Origin of the sequence: Pseudomonas syringae KCTC 12500 (assembly GCF_000507185.2) — a bacterium.
Taxonomy (GTDB): domain Bacteria; phylum Pseudomonadota; class Gammaproteobacteria; order Pseudomonadales; family Pseudomonadaceae; genus Aquipseudomonas; species Aquipseudomonas syringae.
The window spans coordinates 4,398,836-4,415,755 of sequence record NZ_AYTM02000002.1 but is presented as its reverse complement, the minus strand read 5'-3'; the positions used below and the strand labels follow the sequence as shown (position 1 = coordinate 4,415,755).

The window sequence follows — 16,920 nt, the reverse complement described above, 5'->3', positions numbered from 1 at the left end:
GCTAAAAAATGTGACCGACCGCTCATGTTTGGACATTACGCGCCGAGATGCTTGAAAGACCCTGAATCGCGCGCCGCGCGAGCCAGAGTCATCAGAAGAAAAATAATGCAAGGGATGCCGATCATGAGTATGCGCAGTTTGTCCATCAGTCGCCGTCTGTGGCTGATTCTTGTGGTTTCAGTGCTGATGCTCTTTGTCCTCTCGGCGACACTGCTCAGACAGCTGCATAACGACCTGTATCAGGCCAAGGCCGAGAAAACCATGCACGTGGTGCAGACGGCCAGCGGCATCCTGTCGTTTTATCAGGGGCTAGAAGCCGCCGGCGGCATGACCCGCGAGGCTGCGCAACAGCAGGCCCTGAAAGAGATAAAGAGCCTGCGTTACAGCCAGAGCGACTACTTCTGGATCAACGACCTGCGCCCGGTGATGATCATGCACCCCACCAACCCCAAGCTCGAAGGCGAGGATCTGTCGACCATCAAGGACCCGGACGGCTTTGCGGTGTTCAACGAAATGGTCACGCTGGTCAAAGCCAAAGGTGCCGGGATGGTGAATTATCGCTGGCCCAAGCCCGGTGCCAGCGAGCCGGTGAAAAAGACCTCCTACGTGCAACTGTTTCAGCCATGGGGCTGGATTCTGGGTTCCGGCGTATACGTCGATGACGTCGCGGCTGAGTTCAAGACCCAGCTGTGGAATGCCGGGATGTTCATCGCCGGCATCGTGCTGATCATGGTTTTGCTGCTGGTCACGATCGTGCGCAGCATCGTGCGCCCTCTCAGAGCGGCGGTCGGTGCGATGGCCAGTATTGCCAGTGGCGAGAGTGATCTGACCCGCACGCTGGAAACCCATGGCCAGGATGAAATCACTGAGCTGGGTACGCATTTCAATGCCTTCGTCGCCAAGTTGCGCAATGTGGTCGGTCAGTTGCAGCACTCAGCCGTGGCGCTGGGCCAGGCCTCGACCGATCTGGGCAGCGACGCCGAACAGGCGCAGAGCCGCAGCGAGAAGCAGTCGCAGCAAATGGACCTGGTTGCCACTGCGGTCAACGAAGTGACCTACGGCGTGCAGGACGTCGCCAAGAACGCTGAACATGCCGCCAGCGAAATGCGCGATGCCGAGTCGCAGGCGCAGCAGGGTCAAATCAATATCGATAACAGCCTGCGCCAGATCGAACACCTCTCGAGCACCATCGGTCAGGCCGTGGAAGTGATGCAGAGTCTGGCCAGCGAGAGCACGCAGATCGGCAGCGTGCTGGAAGTGATCAGTTCGATTGCCGAGCAGACCAACCTGCTGGCGCTGAACGCAGCCATCGAAGCAGCGCGGGCCGGCGAACAAGGCCGCGGCTTTGCCGTGGTGGCAGACGAGGTGCGCCTGCTGGCTCAGCGTACGCAGAAGTCGACCGCAGAGATCCAGTCAATGATCGAACGCCTGCAAAAGCATTCCGATGCAGCGGTCAAGGTGATCGGTGACAGCAGCCGCTCCTCGCAACTGACCATCGAGCAGGCCAATCAGGCCGGCCAGAGCCTGACCTCGATCAGTCAGGCGCTGCGCAACCTCAACAGCCTGAACGCCTCCATCGCCAGTGCCACCCTGCAGCAGACGCACGTGGTGGATGACATCAACCAGAACGTCACCCAGGCCGCGCAACTGTCTCAGAGCACAGCACTGGCCGCCGAACAATCGACTTCGGCCAGTCTGCACCTGCGAGGGTTGAGCGAAGAGTTGAACACCTTGCTGAAGCAGTTCCGGGTTTAAATCTGCAACGCGATTTTGGGGGGTGGCACGGAACCTCGTGCGCCTCTTGTTGCCTGAGACCTGCTTATTCAACCGCTCATTAGCTGCTTATTTAACTGCAGGGGGTCACATGCGCACACTGGAACTGGCAGGCAGAACCGTACCAGTGCTGGGTCAGGGCACCTGGCACATGGGTGAAAAGGGGCATCAGCGCTCGGCAGAAATCGCCGGTCTGTGTCTCGGTATCGAACAGGGCCTGACCCTGATCGACACCGCCGAGATGTACGCCGATGGCGCTGCCGAGGAAATTGTCGGGCAAGCGATCGCCGGACAGCGGGACAAGGTATTCGTGGTCAGCAAGGTCTACCCGCACAACGCCAGCCGCGCCGGTATTCCGACCGCGTGCGAAGCCAGCCTGCGACGCATGAACACCGACTACATCGATCTGTACTTGCTGCACTGGCCCGGCCAGTATCCGCTGACCGAGACGGTCGAGGCATTCGAGCGTCTGCGTGAAGCGGGCAAAATCGGTGCCTGGGGTGTTTCCAACTTTGATGTGCCGGACATGATCGAACTCAACAATCCGCGTTGTGCCACCAATCAGGTGCTCTACAACCCGGAGCAACGCGGTATCGAGTTCGACCTGATGCTGTGGAGCGCGGACCGCCACCTGCCGTTGATGGCGTACTGCCCGATCGGCCAGGCTGGCGATCTGCTCTACCACCCTGCCCTGCACGAAATCGCCAAACGCCACGATGCAACACCGGCGCAGATCTCCCTGGCGTGGGTGCTGCGTCAGGACAACATGATCGCCATTCCCAAGGCGACCAACCCGGAACACATTCGTCTGAACATCGCTGCCGAGCAGATTCGTCTGACCGAGCGCGACCTGGCCGATATCGATCTGGCATGGCCTGCGCCCACTCGCAAGGTGCCGCTGGCGATGGTCTGATCGCTGTCAATGCGACAGCGAGCTGTCGATTGACTGAACGGCTGCCCATGCAGCCGCTTGCCGATATGACAGATGACACACCCGGCAACAAGCTGTCACAAATATGAAATAACGCCTTGTCATCATGCGGCCTTCGCCTCCCTGCCCGGGCCAGGCCGCACGTGGACAGCCATGAACCACAGTATCGCTCACCACCATCAGGACTCCGACCTTTTCGGCCTGCTCTACGGCTTCCGTTTTCGCCACGGTGAAAGTGGCCAGGAAATCGGCTCGGCCGCCGCGCTGGATTACCTGCAAAACCCTCCCGAAGAGAACGACTTCATCTGGCTGCACCTGAACCTCTCGCATGCGGCCTGCGAGCGCTGGATGAAAACCCAACTGGATCTTCCGGAAGAGTTTTTCGAAGCATTGCACGAGGGCTCGCGCTCGACGCGGATAGAGCACGTGGACGCCACGTTGATGGCGGTGGTCAACGATGTGGTGTTCGACTTCAACAGGCTCTCGACTGACATCTCCACTTTATGGGTCTGTGCCCGACAGCGTTTGCTGGTCACCGCCCGGCTGCAGCCGCTGCGCTCGGTGGACAAACTGCGCTCGGCGGTCAAACGCGGCGAACAATTCGACTCACCGCTGGAGCTCCTCGCTCACCTGCTGAGCGACCAGGGCGAAGTGCTGACGCAGTTCCTGCGCAAGACCAGCGTCAACGTCGACCGCATCGAAGACCAGTTGCTTTCGCAGCGACTGAGCAACAATCGCTCCGAACTCGGCGCCATGCGCCGGGTACTGGTACGTCTGCAACGCCTGCTGGCGCTGGAACCCGGTTCATTGATGCGCCTGTTGCACAAACCTCCGCAATGGCTGCGCGAACAGGATGTCCAGGCGTTGCGTCAGTCCATCGAAGAGTCCTCGCTGGTGATCAACGACCTTACGGCGCTGGGCGAGCGCATCAAACTGTTGCAGGAAGAAATTGCCGCCAACCTCAACGAACAGAGCAGCAGAACCTTGTTTACCCTGACCGTGGTGACTGTTCTGGCATTACCGATCAACATTGTCGCCGGCTTTTTCGGCATGAACGTGGGGGGCGTGCCGCTGGCGTCCGACCCTGAGGGCTTCTGGATTCTGGTGGCACTGGTCGCGACCTTCACGCTGGTCGCCGGGCGTTGGGCGTTCCGCAAACGCGGCGACTACTGAATAAGCAGCCGCACCCGCCGGTTGTCAGAAAACCGGCGCAAAAGCGCAATCAATTGTTACATGTCTCACCGCTGTCACATTTTGCAATGACCATGTCAATATTCTTTCAATCCAGGATTGCGAACATGGCTACAAACGCACTGTCCCCGGACGCTCTCGGCAAGGCGAGCCTGTCAGCGAGTCAATTCGGTCGCAAGCCCAGCCGAATGACCATGATACTTTTTTTCACGATACTCATCGCAGGGTTGCTGTTCACTGGCTACAGCCTAAAACAGGACGTTGACGACATGGGCACGGTGGTCACCACCTGGACCCCGTTCGTGCTGTTGGGCGTAGCGTTGCTGATCGCCTTGGGCTTCGAGTTCGTCAACGGCTTTCATGACACGGCCAATGCGGTCGCCACCGTGATCTACACCCACTCCCTGCCGCCCGGCTTTGCCGTGGTCTGGTCGGGCTTTTTCAATTTCCTCGGCGTAATGTTTTCCAGCGGTGCGGTGGCATTCGGCATCATTGCCCTGCTGCCGGTGGAACTGATCCTGCAAACCGGCTCATCGGCAGGCTTCGCGATGATCTTCGCGCTGTTGATCGCGGCGATCATCTGGAACCTCGGCACCTGGTGGCTGGGTCTGCCGGCGTCCTCGTCGCACACGCTGATCGGTTCGATCATCGGGGTCGGCATCGCCAACGCCCTGATGCACGGCCGCGACGGCACCAGCGGTGTGGACTGGTCGCAGGCCACCAAGATCGGTTACTCACTGCTGCTCTCGCCACTGGTGGGTTTCGGCTGTGCCGCGTTGCTGTTGCTGGCCATGCGCATGTTCATCAAGAACCGCGCGCTGTACAAGGCTCCGGAAGGCAACGCGCCGCCACCGTTGTGGATTCGCGCAATGCTGATTGTGACCTGCACGGGCGTTTCGTTCGCGCACGGCTCCAACGACGGGCAGAAAGGCATGGGCCTGATCATGTTGATTCTGGTCGGCACCCTGCCGATGGCTTATGCGCTGAACCGCACCATGCCCGCCGAACAGGCTACCCAGTTCGCTGCGGTGGCTGAAGTAACCCAGCAGGCGCTGATCCGCAGCGTCCCTCAACCGGCCCCCGGGGATGCGCGCAAGACGCTGTCGGATTACCTGGTCAGCAAGGAAGCGAGTCCTGAGCTGATCCCTGCGCTGGCGGTCATGGCTGGCAAGATCGGCGATCAGGTCGCCAGTTATGGCTCGCTGTCTAAGGTGCCTGCCGAAGCCGTGACCAACGTGCGTAACGACATGTATCTGACCTCGGAAAGCATCCGCCTGATGGAGAAAAACAAGGTCGGCGATTTCGACGCGGACACCAAGACCAAGCTTGAGGCGTTCAAGGGGCAGATCGACAGTGCCACGCGCTTTATTCCGACCTGGGTCAAGATTGTCGTGGCCATCGCCTTGGGGCTGGGCACGATGGTCGGCTGGAAGCGTATAGTGGTGACTGTGGGCGAGCGCATCGGCAAGACGCACATGACTTACGCCCAGGGCGCGTCGGCAGAGGTCGTGGCGATGTTCACGATCGGGGCGGCGGACATGTATGGGCTGCCGGTATCCACTACGCATGTGCTGTCGTCCGGCGTGGCCGGTTCGATGGTCGCCAATGGCTCGGGGCTGCAAATGCGTACCCTGCGCAATCTGGCCACGGCCTGGGTGCTGACCCTGCCGGCGGCGATCCTCTTGTCAGGTTCATTGTATTGGGTGTTCAGCAAGCTGTTCTGATGCCTGCTGCGTCCGCCCCCCCCCTTTGACTATTATGCCGACGCTCCGCGTCGGCATGCCGTTCGTGACGCTCTGCATCACACAGCGGTTCTGTGACATCAGGTGAATTAGAGTTCGACTCAAGTCACCTTTTCGCCCCTCGGCGACCTACTTTGATGGGGCCAAAGTAGGCAAACCCCCAAGCTCCGTTTCCGGCCCGACTTCGTCGGGTTCCTTCGCCCTGTCACTGATCCGGGGGTCGCCGCAACGGGCCATCCATGGCCCAGACTGTGTAAAAACGTCACGAGCGAAGGCAAGACAAGGCAAAAACAGGCGAAAAAGCGGAGTCTAGGTGTTCTAAATGAGCATTTTTCGCCTGTTTTTAACGCAGTATTGCCAAGCGCAGTAGTTTTTACACAGTCTGGGCCCGGTGCGGCTAGCCTGGCGTCCTGCCAGGCCACCCCCGGATCAGCGCCAGGACTCAGTCGTCACTTACGTCGCACTCTGCGTCGTCTGTGCCATCGCGGTTGAAAAGCACTGCGTTGGCAGCGGCTGCGAGTAAGGCATGACGTTGTTTAGCATCAGAGGTGGATGACGCAGAGCGTCACGAACCGCATGCCGACGCGGAGCGTCGGCACGATATTCAAAGTGAGCAACGTTACAGCTGTCAGGCTCATCCAGAGGTTCAGCGCACCGCAGGATCAGGCGGCACATCGCCGTCCGCGCTGGTGTCGATGCTCACGACCACCGACATCCCTGGCCGCAGGTGCTCAAGCATGGGCTGATCGGCATCGACCACGATGCGTACCGGAATGCGCTGGGAAATCTTCACGAAGTTGCCGGTGGCGTTGTCGGCGGGCAACAGGCTGAATTCCGAGCCCGCAGCGGGCGAAATTCTTTGTACGTGGCCGTGCATCTCATGGCCGTCCAGCGCATCGACGGTAAAGCTCACCGGCTGGCCCAGGCGCACGTTGGCCATCTGGGTTTCTTTCATGTTCGCCACGATCCAGCGCTGCTCGGGCACCAGCGCCATCAGTTGCGCACCGGAATTGACATAGGCACCAAGACGCACGCCGATCTGCCCCAACTGCCCGTCACGCGGGGCAACGATACGGGTGTTATCCAGGTCGATGCGCGCCAGCTCGATGGCCGCTTGCGCATTGGCGACCGAGGCTTCCAGCGAGCCGCGGTTGACGATGACCGTTTGCAGATCCTCACGGGCGATCTGCAAGACAGCCCTGGCTTCGGCAACGGCGGCATTTGCCTGTGCGTCGGCGGCACGCGTCACATCCAGCTCGCTTTTCGAAACCGAACCGTCGGTCACCAGCGCCTGATTACGCCGCAGATCGGCGGCGCTCTTGCGGCTCTGGGCGATGCTGTTCTGCAATTCGGCCTGGCGCTGGCCGATGGTGGCTTCAGCACTGCGCCGTTGTTGCAGATTGTTGGCCAGCGAGGCCTTCTGCACAGCCAGTTGCGCAATGGCCTGGTCCAGGCGCTGACGATAGATACGGTCATCCAGACGCACCAGCAAATCACCGGCCTTGACGAACTGGAAGTCCTGCACCGGCACTTCGTAAACATACCCACTCAGTTGCGGCCCGATCAGCGTGGTCTGGCCCTTGACCTGCGCGTTCTCGGTGCTCTCGATCGGGCTGGCAAACGGAGGCAATTGCCAGGCGTACAGCACCACCAGCACTCCGGCCAGGGCAACGACGCCGAAAATCACGGAAGACACGACACGCTTGCGGGTCGAGCGCGGCTTGCTGGTCACCGGGGACGTCAACGGTGCCGGTGGCGGCGAGTTGCGGGGGGCTTCGGTATCTGGGGTCTTGGATTCGGTCATGAAGATTTAACGCCGGAGTTGGATACGGTGGGCGAAGCAGCAGGTGAAACGGGTGCCAGCGCCAGAGGTTGAGTGGTCATTTTCAGCCACAGGACCCTGGCTGAAATCCAGATCATGGTCAGCACGGCAATCAGCGCGATCAGCATGAATACATCGTTGTAGGCCAGAACGTTGGCTTCGCGGGTCGCTGCCGTGGCCATCGCGCGGATACCCTGACTGTTGCGCAACGACGGGTCGGCGATCACCGAGCTATAACTGGCGCTGTAGCTCTGCAGCCGCGCCTGAACCAGCGGGTCGATGAGGGTCAGGTGTTCGACGACGTGGCTGGAATGAAACTTCTCGCGCACCACTTGAAAGGTGCCCAATGCAGCAGACCCGATCAGCCCGCCGATGTTCTGCGTGATCCCGAACAACACCGAAAAGCTGACCATATTGCGCGGGTTCGCCAACACCCCGCTGATCCCCAGCACCAGGGTAGGCCCGAGGAAAAACGTGCCACCGAACGCCAACAGAAACTGGCTGAGGTACATGTTCGATTGGCGGGTCAGGTTGGTGGAATGACTGTCCATCCAGGCACCGATTGCGATCATCGCCAAGGAGATCAGCAAAGGTTTGATCAGATGCGCAGGATTGATGGTCAGCGCGCTGACCGCCAGCCCCGAAACGCTGCCGAGCAACATCACCAGATACAAGGTGTGCAACTGCTGACTGCCCATGTTCAGCGCCTGAAGAAAACCGACAGCGCCGACCGACTGTTCGGACAGCACCACGCGAAAAAGGATAACCGCCAGGCCCAGACGCAGGATCGCGCCACTGCCCAGCCAGCGCGTGATCAGCAACGGATTGCTGCGGTTATGCTCGATAGCCAGTCCGGCACAGATCAGCGCAATCGATGCTGCTGAGGCAATACCAATCCACTGCGCTTCCAGCCACCATTCGATACGCCCCAGCGACAGCACCGCACAGAACAGCGCGAAGCCGGTGGCCAACAGGCCAAAGGTCAGGAAATCGAGCTTCTCGAACGCCTTGAAGCGATCGCCCGGTGGCAGTTTGAGCATGAGCACGCAGCCCAGCGAGAGCAGCGCCATGCCCAGCTCGAACAGATACAGGCCACGCCACTGAGCAATCTGCAGCAAATCCTCCGACACCAGCCGGGCCAGCGGCGTTGCCAACTGGGCGGTGCCAATCCCCAATACCAGCGCCTTGAGCCGCCACTTCTGCGGGAAAGCCTGAATCATGTAATACAGGCCCAGAGTGCTGAGCGCAGCGCCAACCATACCGTGTGCCGCACGTACAGCGATGGCCGAATCGATGTCGTTGACGAACAGATGTGCCAGCGTCACCAGCGCATACAGCACCAGAAACAGCTCGGTGAACGCACGCAGACCAAATTGCTGACGAAACTTCACCAGCAGCAGATTCATCGACACGTTAGTCATGATGTAGGCCGCCGGCAGCCAGGCGATGTCTTGCGAGGTCGCCCCCAATGCGCCCTGCAGATATGGCAGGTTGGCGACTACCAGCGCGTTGCCGAGCCCGCCGGTCAGCGCGACGATCACCCCTACGACAGCAAACGCCCAACGCCGCGCAGTCGAATGCAGCGGCGTCGACGGTGAGCCTGGCATGGTCGGACGCTCGTGGGCGGCCCACTCGCGCGGGGCATACTTATCGCTCATAAACGACTGACACGGGGACTTTCATGGGGGACACCTGAGGAATTCCCTTTTGTGACATTAATGACAGTCATAATACTCATCTACCTGGCAATGATTCGCGTCGGTCAGTGCAATACAGCAACGGTCGGGCACTTGCGAAGGCGTTAAACAGTGGCTATCTGAAACTTCAGACTATGCTTAAACGCAGTTTTGCTTTGCACATTTGCACTGCTAGGATCTTCTGCGACGCTCGAATAAGAAAAAAGCGCAACCGAACAAGGAGTTCAGAATGAGTTCACAGGTTTCATCCGCCCGCCCGGTTCGACCGTCCGCCAGCCGGGATTCGATCGTTATCGACGTGCGTAACCACATCGGACACTTGACCCTCAATCGTCCGGAAGGCCTGAACGCAATCGATCTGGACATGGTCCGCACACTTCGCCAGCAGCTTGACCGCTGGGCCGACGATCCCTCGGTTCATGCCGTGGTCCTGCGTGGCGCTGGCGGCAAGGCGTTCTGCGCCGGTGGCGATATACGTTCCTTGTATGAAAGCCACCAGAACGGCCAGGATCTGCACCACACATTTTTTGCCGAAGAGTACGAACTGGACCTGGCCATTCACCGTTACCGCAAGCCGGTACTGGCCCTGATGGACGGTCTGGTGCTGGGCGGCGGCATGGGGCTGGTCCAGGGAGCCGACCTGCGCGTGGTCACCGAACGCAGCCGCCTCGGCATGCCGGAGGTGGCCATTGGTTATTTCCCTGATGTCGGCGGCAGTTATTTTCTTTCTCGGCTGCCGGGCGAACTGGGTACCTGGCTGGGCGTGACCGGGTCGCAGATCGGTGCCGCCGATGCGTTGTACTGCGGCCTTGCCAACTGGTCCATGAACAGCGAACTGCTGCCGCGCCTCGACCACATGCTTGATCACCTGAAGTGGAAGTCAACCCCACTCAAGGACCTGCAGGGTGCGCTGGCCAAGCTGGCTACCCAGCGTCTGCCCACCCCGCCGCTGGAAGCCCTGCGCCACGCCATCGACCACTTTTTCGGGCTCCCGGATGTCCCCAGCATGCTCGAACAACTGCAACAGGTGGTCATCGGCGACACACGCGAGTGGGCGCTGGACACCGTCAGCCGAATGAAGGCTCACTCGCCACTGGGTATGGCCGTGACCCTGGAAATGCTGCGCCGTGGTCGTCATCTGTCGCTGCCGGCCTGCTTCGCCATGGAGTTGCACCTGGACCGCCAATGGTTCGAACGCGGTGACCTGATCGAAGGCATACGCGCGCTGATCATCGATAAAGACAAGAAGCCGCAATGGAAACACGCCAGCGCGCAGGATGTCAGTGCCGCGCAGGTGCAGAGTTTCTTCAGCGGTCTGGAGAATTGAGCCGTGCACGACCTTGAATTGAGTGAAGAGCAGGTAATGATTCGCGACATGGCGCGCGACTTTGCGCGTAATGAAATTGCGCCGTATGCCCAGGCCTGGGAAAAGGCCGGCTGGATCGATGACGCGCTGGTCGCCAAACTCGGTGAGCTAGGCCTCTTGGGCATGGTAGTGCCTGAGCAATGGGGCGGCACCTACATCGATTACGTCGCCTACGCCCTCGCGGTTGAAGAAATCTCCGCCGCCGACGCGGCCACCGGCACACTGATGAGCGTTCACAGCTCGGTAGGCTGCGGGCCGGTTCTCAATTACGGGACCGATGCCCAGAAACATGCCTGGCTGGAAAAACTGGCCACAGGCCGTGCCATCGGCTGCTTCTGCCTTACCGAACCGCATGCAGGCTCTGAAGCCCACAACCTGCGGACTCGTGCCGAGTTGCAGGGCGATGAGTGGGTCATCAACGGTGCCAAGCAGTTCGTCAGCAATGGCAAACGGGCACAACTGGCTATCGTGTTTGCCGTGACCGACCCGCAGCTTGGCAAAAAAGGCCTGTCAGCCTTTCTGGTGCCGACCGAGAACCCCGGTTTCGTGGTGGATCGCAGCGAGCACAAGATGGGCATCCGCGCATCGGACACCTGCGCGGTCACCTTGAACAACTGCCGAATCCCGGCTGCGAATCTGCTGGGTGAGCGTGGCAAGGGCCTGTCTATCGCCCTCTCCAATCTGGAAGGCGGCCGCATCGGCATCGCCGCGCAGGCACTGGGCATCGCCCGCGCTGCCTTCGAAGCAGCGCTGGCGTATGCCCGGGAACGCGTGCAGTTCGACAAACCGATCATCGAACATCAAAGCATTGCCAATCTGCTGGCCGACATGCACACCCGCATCAACGCCGCCCGCCTCCTGACCCTGCACGCCGCGCGGCTGCGCAGCGCCGGGCAAGCGTGCCTGTCGGAAGCCTCTCAAGCCAAGCTGTTCGCCTCGGAAATGGCCGAATGGGTGTGCTCCAAGGCGATCCAGATTCATGGCGGCTATGGCTATCTGGAGGACTATCCGGTCGAGCGTTACTACCGGGACGCGCGCATCACTCAGATATACGAAGGCTCCAGCGAGATCCAGCGTCTGCTGATCGCCCGGGAACTGCGTCATTATCTGGTCTGATGCAGATGCAACGGCCGGGCAATGCGGTATGCAGGGGGCAGCGCGTCAGGGCTTCACAAATCGCTCTCGCCCCAGCAACGTGACCAGCAAGGCCACCGAGTCGGCATTTTTGAGCATAATGTCGGCCCGTTTGTGAACGTCTTCGTAAAATACGTCACGCGCTTTTTCCAGCGTGCTCTTGCCAGAGATGCGCAGAATGGTCTGTTTTCCGTTGCCGTCCATACGCCTCAGGTCGCGCCAAGAATCTTCGTCCAGTTGTTTGAACAGCTTGTCGCGATCAGTATGAAAGGACAGCGTCTTTTGCTGCTGATAAATCAGTTCATTCCTGATCCGCAGTCGATAGGTCGGGGCATCTTCAAGCAAGTCAATGAACGGGGCCTGTGAGTCCACATAAGCAATGTCGTCCGTTTTCAGCACCATATGCGATAACTCATGAATCAGGATCGCGGCCCGGTAGTGCTGAGGAAACTTGAATTCCCCGGCACGTTGCGCGCTGAGCTTCAATCGATAGGTCGGCAGTCGAAAGAACTGCTCTGTCAGAAAAATCTGTCGCGCCGAGTCTGCTTCAAACATGAACGCGCTGGCCGACTCGTTACCCATTCGATTGACGCCGATTACATAGCGTTTCGAGTCGATGGGCGACATCGAAGGGTCAATCAACTCCTGATACAGGTCGGTGACCGCCTTTTTAGTGACTTCACGCAGTCGATCGTCGGGCACCTTCTGTGCAAAAAAATCGCTTAATATTTTTTCCGCACGCGGATCCAGCGTATTGTCCGGCAAGCGTCTGGTCAGGTTGTCCAAGGCGTTTTCCAGATAGCTCCGCGCCTGCAGGCAGGCATCTTCGATAGACTGGGCCATATCCCGGTGGCGATGACGAATCTCGGGCATGCCTCGAGCGCTGACAACCATGATCTCGTCAACCAGGTCGTCGACCAGGCTGCCTTCCATTCGGGTCAGCGCCCCACCTCCGCCGCGCAGCCCGCCCGGGATGTCCAGCCTCCATTGCTGATCCGCATCCAGGCTCACCGAGGGACCGATTTTGCTGCCCGACACGATGAACCAGCCATCTTCATCGGACTGCAACTCATAGGTTTTCCCACCGATGGCTGCATACGACCTGCCGGTAACAGGATCCCGGTAGACGCTTAACAGCTCGTCGCGCTGCAGCGTGTACAAGGCCATGTCGTGAACTTCGAACTCGCGCAAGCGCTCCCGTATCTGTTGTGTCAGGGAGCTGTTCCCCCAAGAGAACTCGAACGTATCAGCGCCCTCGATCAATTGCACCAGCGGGTCGGGCGACGTGGCGTCATCCACCAGAGTACTGTTCTCTCGAGCCGTCAGGGATGCGACTTCCGCAGGGTTCTGTCCGGAAGAAATCATCACGCTCAGGGCCGCCATGAACTCCGAAATGGCCTGCCCCCATTGCTGATCCGTTGCCGAGATGAGTGACAGATTCAACAATGTCTGTCCCTGAATGATGCCAATCAGTGCCCCCAGGCGTCCGGGCATGAGCGCCATGAATTGCTCTGCGCCCAGCGTGAACAGGTACTGCGTCGCCGCGCGGCGATGTTCGGCATTGGTGACGCTGTACTGCTTGACCTGCAGCTTCAGGATATCCAGCGCGCCTTTGAACATCAGCAACAGGCAGTTGCCCTCATAAGGGTCGATTTGCACGGTGACAGGGGCTGGGCGCTCCAAAGGTAAATCGAAAGAGGACTCGGTGCTGAAAGGCAGATGCGGCTCCACAAAACCGCCCTTGTCGTAAATCTTGCGCAAATCGGGGTCGATACGGTCCAGAATGTACGCCTGAAAATAGGCTGAAGTGTGAATATCAAGCACCAGCGCAGCCTGGTCGGGATACTCCTTGAACACGAACTCGTCGTGCAGGGGCGCGTAAAGCACCCACGGTCCCGGCTGATTTTCCTTTGGCCCCATCACGTAGGTATTAAGTACCGCAGTCGGTTCCCAGCCCTCCTTGGCCGGTAGCAGTTTCAAGGGGCTGATGATTATCTGGCAGCCATTGACTGGCAGGCGCGCGACCGCATCAGGCATGGTCAATACGTTTTCGACAATCCGATACGCCTGCTCGGACAGCTCGTTTTTCAGCTTGAAGGTGAAGGCTCGCAGAATATCCAGCGAAGGAACCTGTTCGACGAACAGTTTGCGGCGTTCGATATAATCCGGCGTCGTCTCTGACAGCACCGAGTTCAGCATCCTGCGGTAACTCGCGGCGATGTCCAGCGACGTCACCAGTTCGCGCAGATACGCCGGTGTCAGGGCCGCGTGCAGCGGCGTGTCGTCCCTCGAAGAAAGCAGAATGACCCCGTCCTGCCTGGACAGAAAGCGGTTGATTGCGAACTCCACCAGGTTTTCGCTGACGGTTTGGGCTGCCGCCGGCACCGACTGCGGCACCTCGCCTGGTGCTACCGGGGCGGGAACATAGTGCGTCAGGGAAACACACACATTTTCAGGATCAGGACGGGGCTCTGCGAAGTCCTTGTCGAACCTGTGTTTGAGCTGCTCGAGGGAATAATCGTAGAAGCTTGGAATATCGAACAGAAAGTCCTTCTCGCCGACACAGGTCACATAAAACCGTCGCAGGACCTCGACCAGAATGACCTGATCACGCTTCGACGCATCGCTGACCCATGAAGGTACGAGCGCCTTGTAAATGATGAATTGAATGGCGACTCCCAAAGAGTTGAGGGCCTGGCGATTTCGGTCATCCCGCTCTGCGGCACTCAGCAGGTTGACGAACAGTTCCGATGGCACCTGCCAGGCTATGGATTGCCGATAAAGATCGGCCACCGTGCGCTGCTGGCGCTCGACCTCGTCGCGCTGCAATGCCTCAATGAAATGCCCTTCAATGGGTTGCAGGACGACCTTGAGCTCAAGCCTCCCTCGACGGGTACGCTGGTCGAGTAACATGTGTCGGTCAGGTTCGGCGATTACCCCTGATACCTGCGAGCCCAGTTCTATCCCTGCCAGTCTCCCGGCGACATACACTTCCAGTAACTGCCGGGTTTCGAAACAGATGAGTCCCTGCTCCAGTATCCACAGAACGGGCTGGCTATCGGGACGCCTGCCAGTGACCACGAAAGCATTGGGTACCTTGATGGCAGGCGCCTGCGGGTCATACTCGACCGTCACCCGGAATGCATCGACGCGCGCCTCGCCCAGCCCCTCCCGAAGTGCCGGCAACGGCCTGTCGATGACCTGCTGTATGTTGTCGATGAAAACCACAGGCAGCGTGGCTGTACGCCTTTCAACCAGCAATTCGAGGCGCAGCGAGTACTCCCGAACCAGAGCGGATATCACGCCGGGATGCATGCTGGTGTCCCGTTGGCGAATCGTGCGTGAGTAGAACTCGCCGATCTGACTCTCGAAACGATGGGCGAAATCTGCCTGCACGCAGATCAGTATCTGCTCAAGCAAAGCCAGGGACAGACGTTGCACAGGTTGACCCGCCACCGGGGTGATCTGTCCTGCAAGAACGACGCTGTCAGTCAGAGGAGCGCTTGTGTAACCGCACACCCGGTCCAGCGCCAGCGTCAGCACTGGCACCGGCTTGGCCTCAGCGACATCCGCCAATACCCAGAGCTTGCGGGCATCCAGAAGCGGACCGCCAATCAAGGCCAGATAAAGGTTGAGTGCGCGATGCATGCAGCCATCTGCACCGGCATGCATGGCATCAACGTGGCCAAGCAAGGCGTCGAGCTTTTTCAGCTTGCCCACCCAGTTATAGGACGGGTCTGAAATCATGTTCGACCGTTCACTGATACTGCTCTGGGCCGCTGCCCCCCACACGCTGTCGAAGCTCAGCCGGTCCTGACGCCAGCGCCCTGCATCGTGCAGGTTCAATAATCGACCATCGAGCAGCTTGCGGATGTCCAGTGCATCGTCAATCCGCGCCGGATTTTTTTCCGAATGAAGGGGTGGCAGGTCAAGTACGTAGCGCAGGTCGCGCGCTTGCAAGGCGATCAGGGCATCGATGAACTCGCTGAAAAAGTCCTCGGTGAGCGTGTCGTGACGCAGCTTGAGCTGCCCCCACAGGCTGATCGCGGAATGATCGTTCAGCGATGAATAAAACAACAGCCCGGCGCGTGAAGGCCCCCTCAGCACATGCTCGATGGCCTGAGCCTGATCACCGAAGCGCAGGAAGCCCGGCTGTGACGAATAGAGAAACGCCGCCGATGACGCTTCTCCGGGGAAGTCGATGAGGAATACACCGACCAGCTTGACGGGGTCCTCGCCGGCCACGACCACTGATAACCTGCGTACCCTAGGCACCCGCACAGCGGGCGCGCCAGGCTGCGAAGGCAACAGGGTCAGCAGCCAGCGGTATTCGGCATCGGTCATGGTGCGGTGTGCCCTGCTCGATAACAGATGCTGGCGAAAGCACTCTGCAAGCGCATCAGCGCCAAGATCCCGCAGCGTGCGTCCACCCTGCCACTGAGACGTCCAGTAGTCAGACAGCAATTGCTCATACGCGGTGCCGACTGAAGCAGCCGAGTCGGCCAGCGCCTGATCGAAAACGATCGCCTGTGCCTCGGGCAACGCCGCCCCCTTGGTATCCAGATAGCGACGTGTCTGGCCTTGCGGCAGGGCGTCGTAGGAAAACGCCTGCATGGCGGCCTCGGCAAGGTATTGAGTCCCGACGACTGTTGACGCTGCAGGTGCAGCACCGGGGGGCGTGTGCACAAGCTGGACAGTCTGGGCAACGACATTGATGCCCCTTTCTACCAGCACATCCTGCAAGGCCTTGCCAGTCGCCTCTCGAAGATCGGGCAGCGCCTCCAGTCTGACCGCCAGACGCTGCAGATGCCCGGCCTGCTGACGCATGACCGTCTGCGTGCAGGCGTCAAACAGCAAGCCCTCGATGCGCTCGCTCTCGACGATCGACAAGGCCGTGATATCGTCGAATCGTTGCTGCAAGGCGCTGAACAGCGCGCTGCGACTCTCGAATTGCTCGATGCCGAAGGTCAGGGTAATGAGAAAGACCCGTGCCGAGGGGTTGGCGGCATCGCTGACGAACAAGGCCGCGGCCAGTTCCGCATTGACGGGCAACTGGTCGTTTATCAGCAGTCTGTCGACTCGGGGAAGCGCATCGTTGGTTGGCTCGGTGCTTTCGGCAGCCAATAGCTGCAACCACGCGCCGTCGTCACGACTGATTCGAGACTGTGTTACGGCGTCCTGAATGTCTTGTGTGAATCGCGCGCGCAGCGCGTCGCTGGAAAAATAGGGAGCGGCTGACATGTACTGTTTCCTTTGGAGGGCGC

The 16,920-nt window shown here is 59.7% G+C and carries 9 protein-coding genes; 6 read left to right on the top strand and 3 right to left on the bottom strand.

Translation table 11 applies throughout. The features are described from left to right. Positions 1-123: 123 nt before the first annotated feature. The 4 genes from V476_RS20015 to V476_RS20000 all read left to right on the top strand — a co-directional run bounded on the left by V476_RS20015 (position 124) and on the right by V476_RS20000 (position 5,619). Positions 124-1,755: a methyl-accepting chemotaxis protein gene (locus tag V476_RS20015; RefSeq protein WP_024959175.1), complete on the top strand. Its 1,632-nt coding sequence runs from the start codon at positions 124-126 to the stop codon at positions 1,753-1,755. A 109-nt stretch (positions 1,756-1,864) separates the two neighbouring features. Further along, positions 1,865-2,686, top strand: coding sequence for an aldo/keto reductase (locus tag V476_RS20010; RefSeq protein WP_003315245.1), 822 nt, complete (start codon positions 1,865-1,867; stop codon positions 2,684-2,686). A gap of 171 nt (positions 2,687-2,857) precedes the next feature. Continuing rightward, entirely contained in the window at positions 2,858-3,877 is a 1,020-nt protein-coding gene (locus V476_RS20005) for a transporter (protein WP_003315246.1), read from the top strand. A 125-nt stretch (positions 3,878-4,002) separates the two neighbouring features. Next, entirely contained in the window at positions 4,003-5,619 is a 1,617-nt protein-coding gene (locus V476_RS20000) for an inorganic phosphate transporter (RefSeq protein WP_010429677.1), read from the top strand. Positions 5,620-6,283: 664 nt separating this feature from the next. On the opposite strand, the gene V476_RS19995 is transcribed toward V476_RS20000, so the two are convergent. Together V476_RS19995 and V476_RS19990 are read right to left on the bottom strand one after the other, a co-directional pair. After that, positions 6,284-7,441 (bottom strand): HlyD family secretion protein, encoded by a 1,158-nt coding sequence (locus tag V476_RS19995; RefSeq protein ID WP_003423292.1) that lies wholly within the window; start codon positions 7,439-7,441, stop codon positions 6,284-6,286. Continuing rightward, entirely contained in the window at positions 7,438-9,117 is a 1,680-nt protein-coding gene (locus V476_RS19990) for an MFS transporter (protein ID WP_024959174.1), read from the bottom strand. Before V476_RS19990 ends, V476_RS19995 begins: the two co-directional genes overlap by 4 nt. A 268-nt stretch (positions 9,118-9,385) precedes the next feature. On the opposite strand from V476_RS19990, the gene V476_RS19985 reads away from it, so the two are divergent. Beyond that, the gene (locus tag V476_RS19985) at positions 9,386-10,483 is read left to right on the top strand and encodes an enoyl-CoA hydratase/isomerase family protein (protein ID WP_024959173.1); all 1,098 of its coding nucleotides are present in this window, start codon (positions 9,386-9,388) and stop codon (positions 10,481-10,483) included. A 3-nt stretch (positions 10,484-10,486) separates the two neighbouring features. Next, positions 10,487-11,638: an acyl-CoA dehydrogenase family protein gene (locus V476_RS19980; protein WP_017278086.1), complete on the top strand. Its 1,152-nt coding sequence runs from the start codon at positions 10,487-10,489 to the stop codon at positions 11,636-11,638. A 45-nt stretch (positions 11,639-11,683) separates the two neighbouring features. Here the strand turns inward: V476_RS19980 and V476_RS19975 are convergent, their stop codons facing one another. Then, positions 11,684-16,897 (bottom strand): dermonecrotic toxin domain-containing protein, encoded by a 5,214-nt coding sequence (locus V476_RS19975; RefSeq protein WP_024959172.1) that lies wholly within the window; start codon positions 16,895-16,897, stop codon positions 11,684-11,686. Between the last annotated feature and the right edge of the window lie 23 nt (positions 16,898-16,920).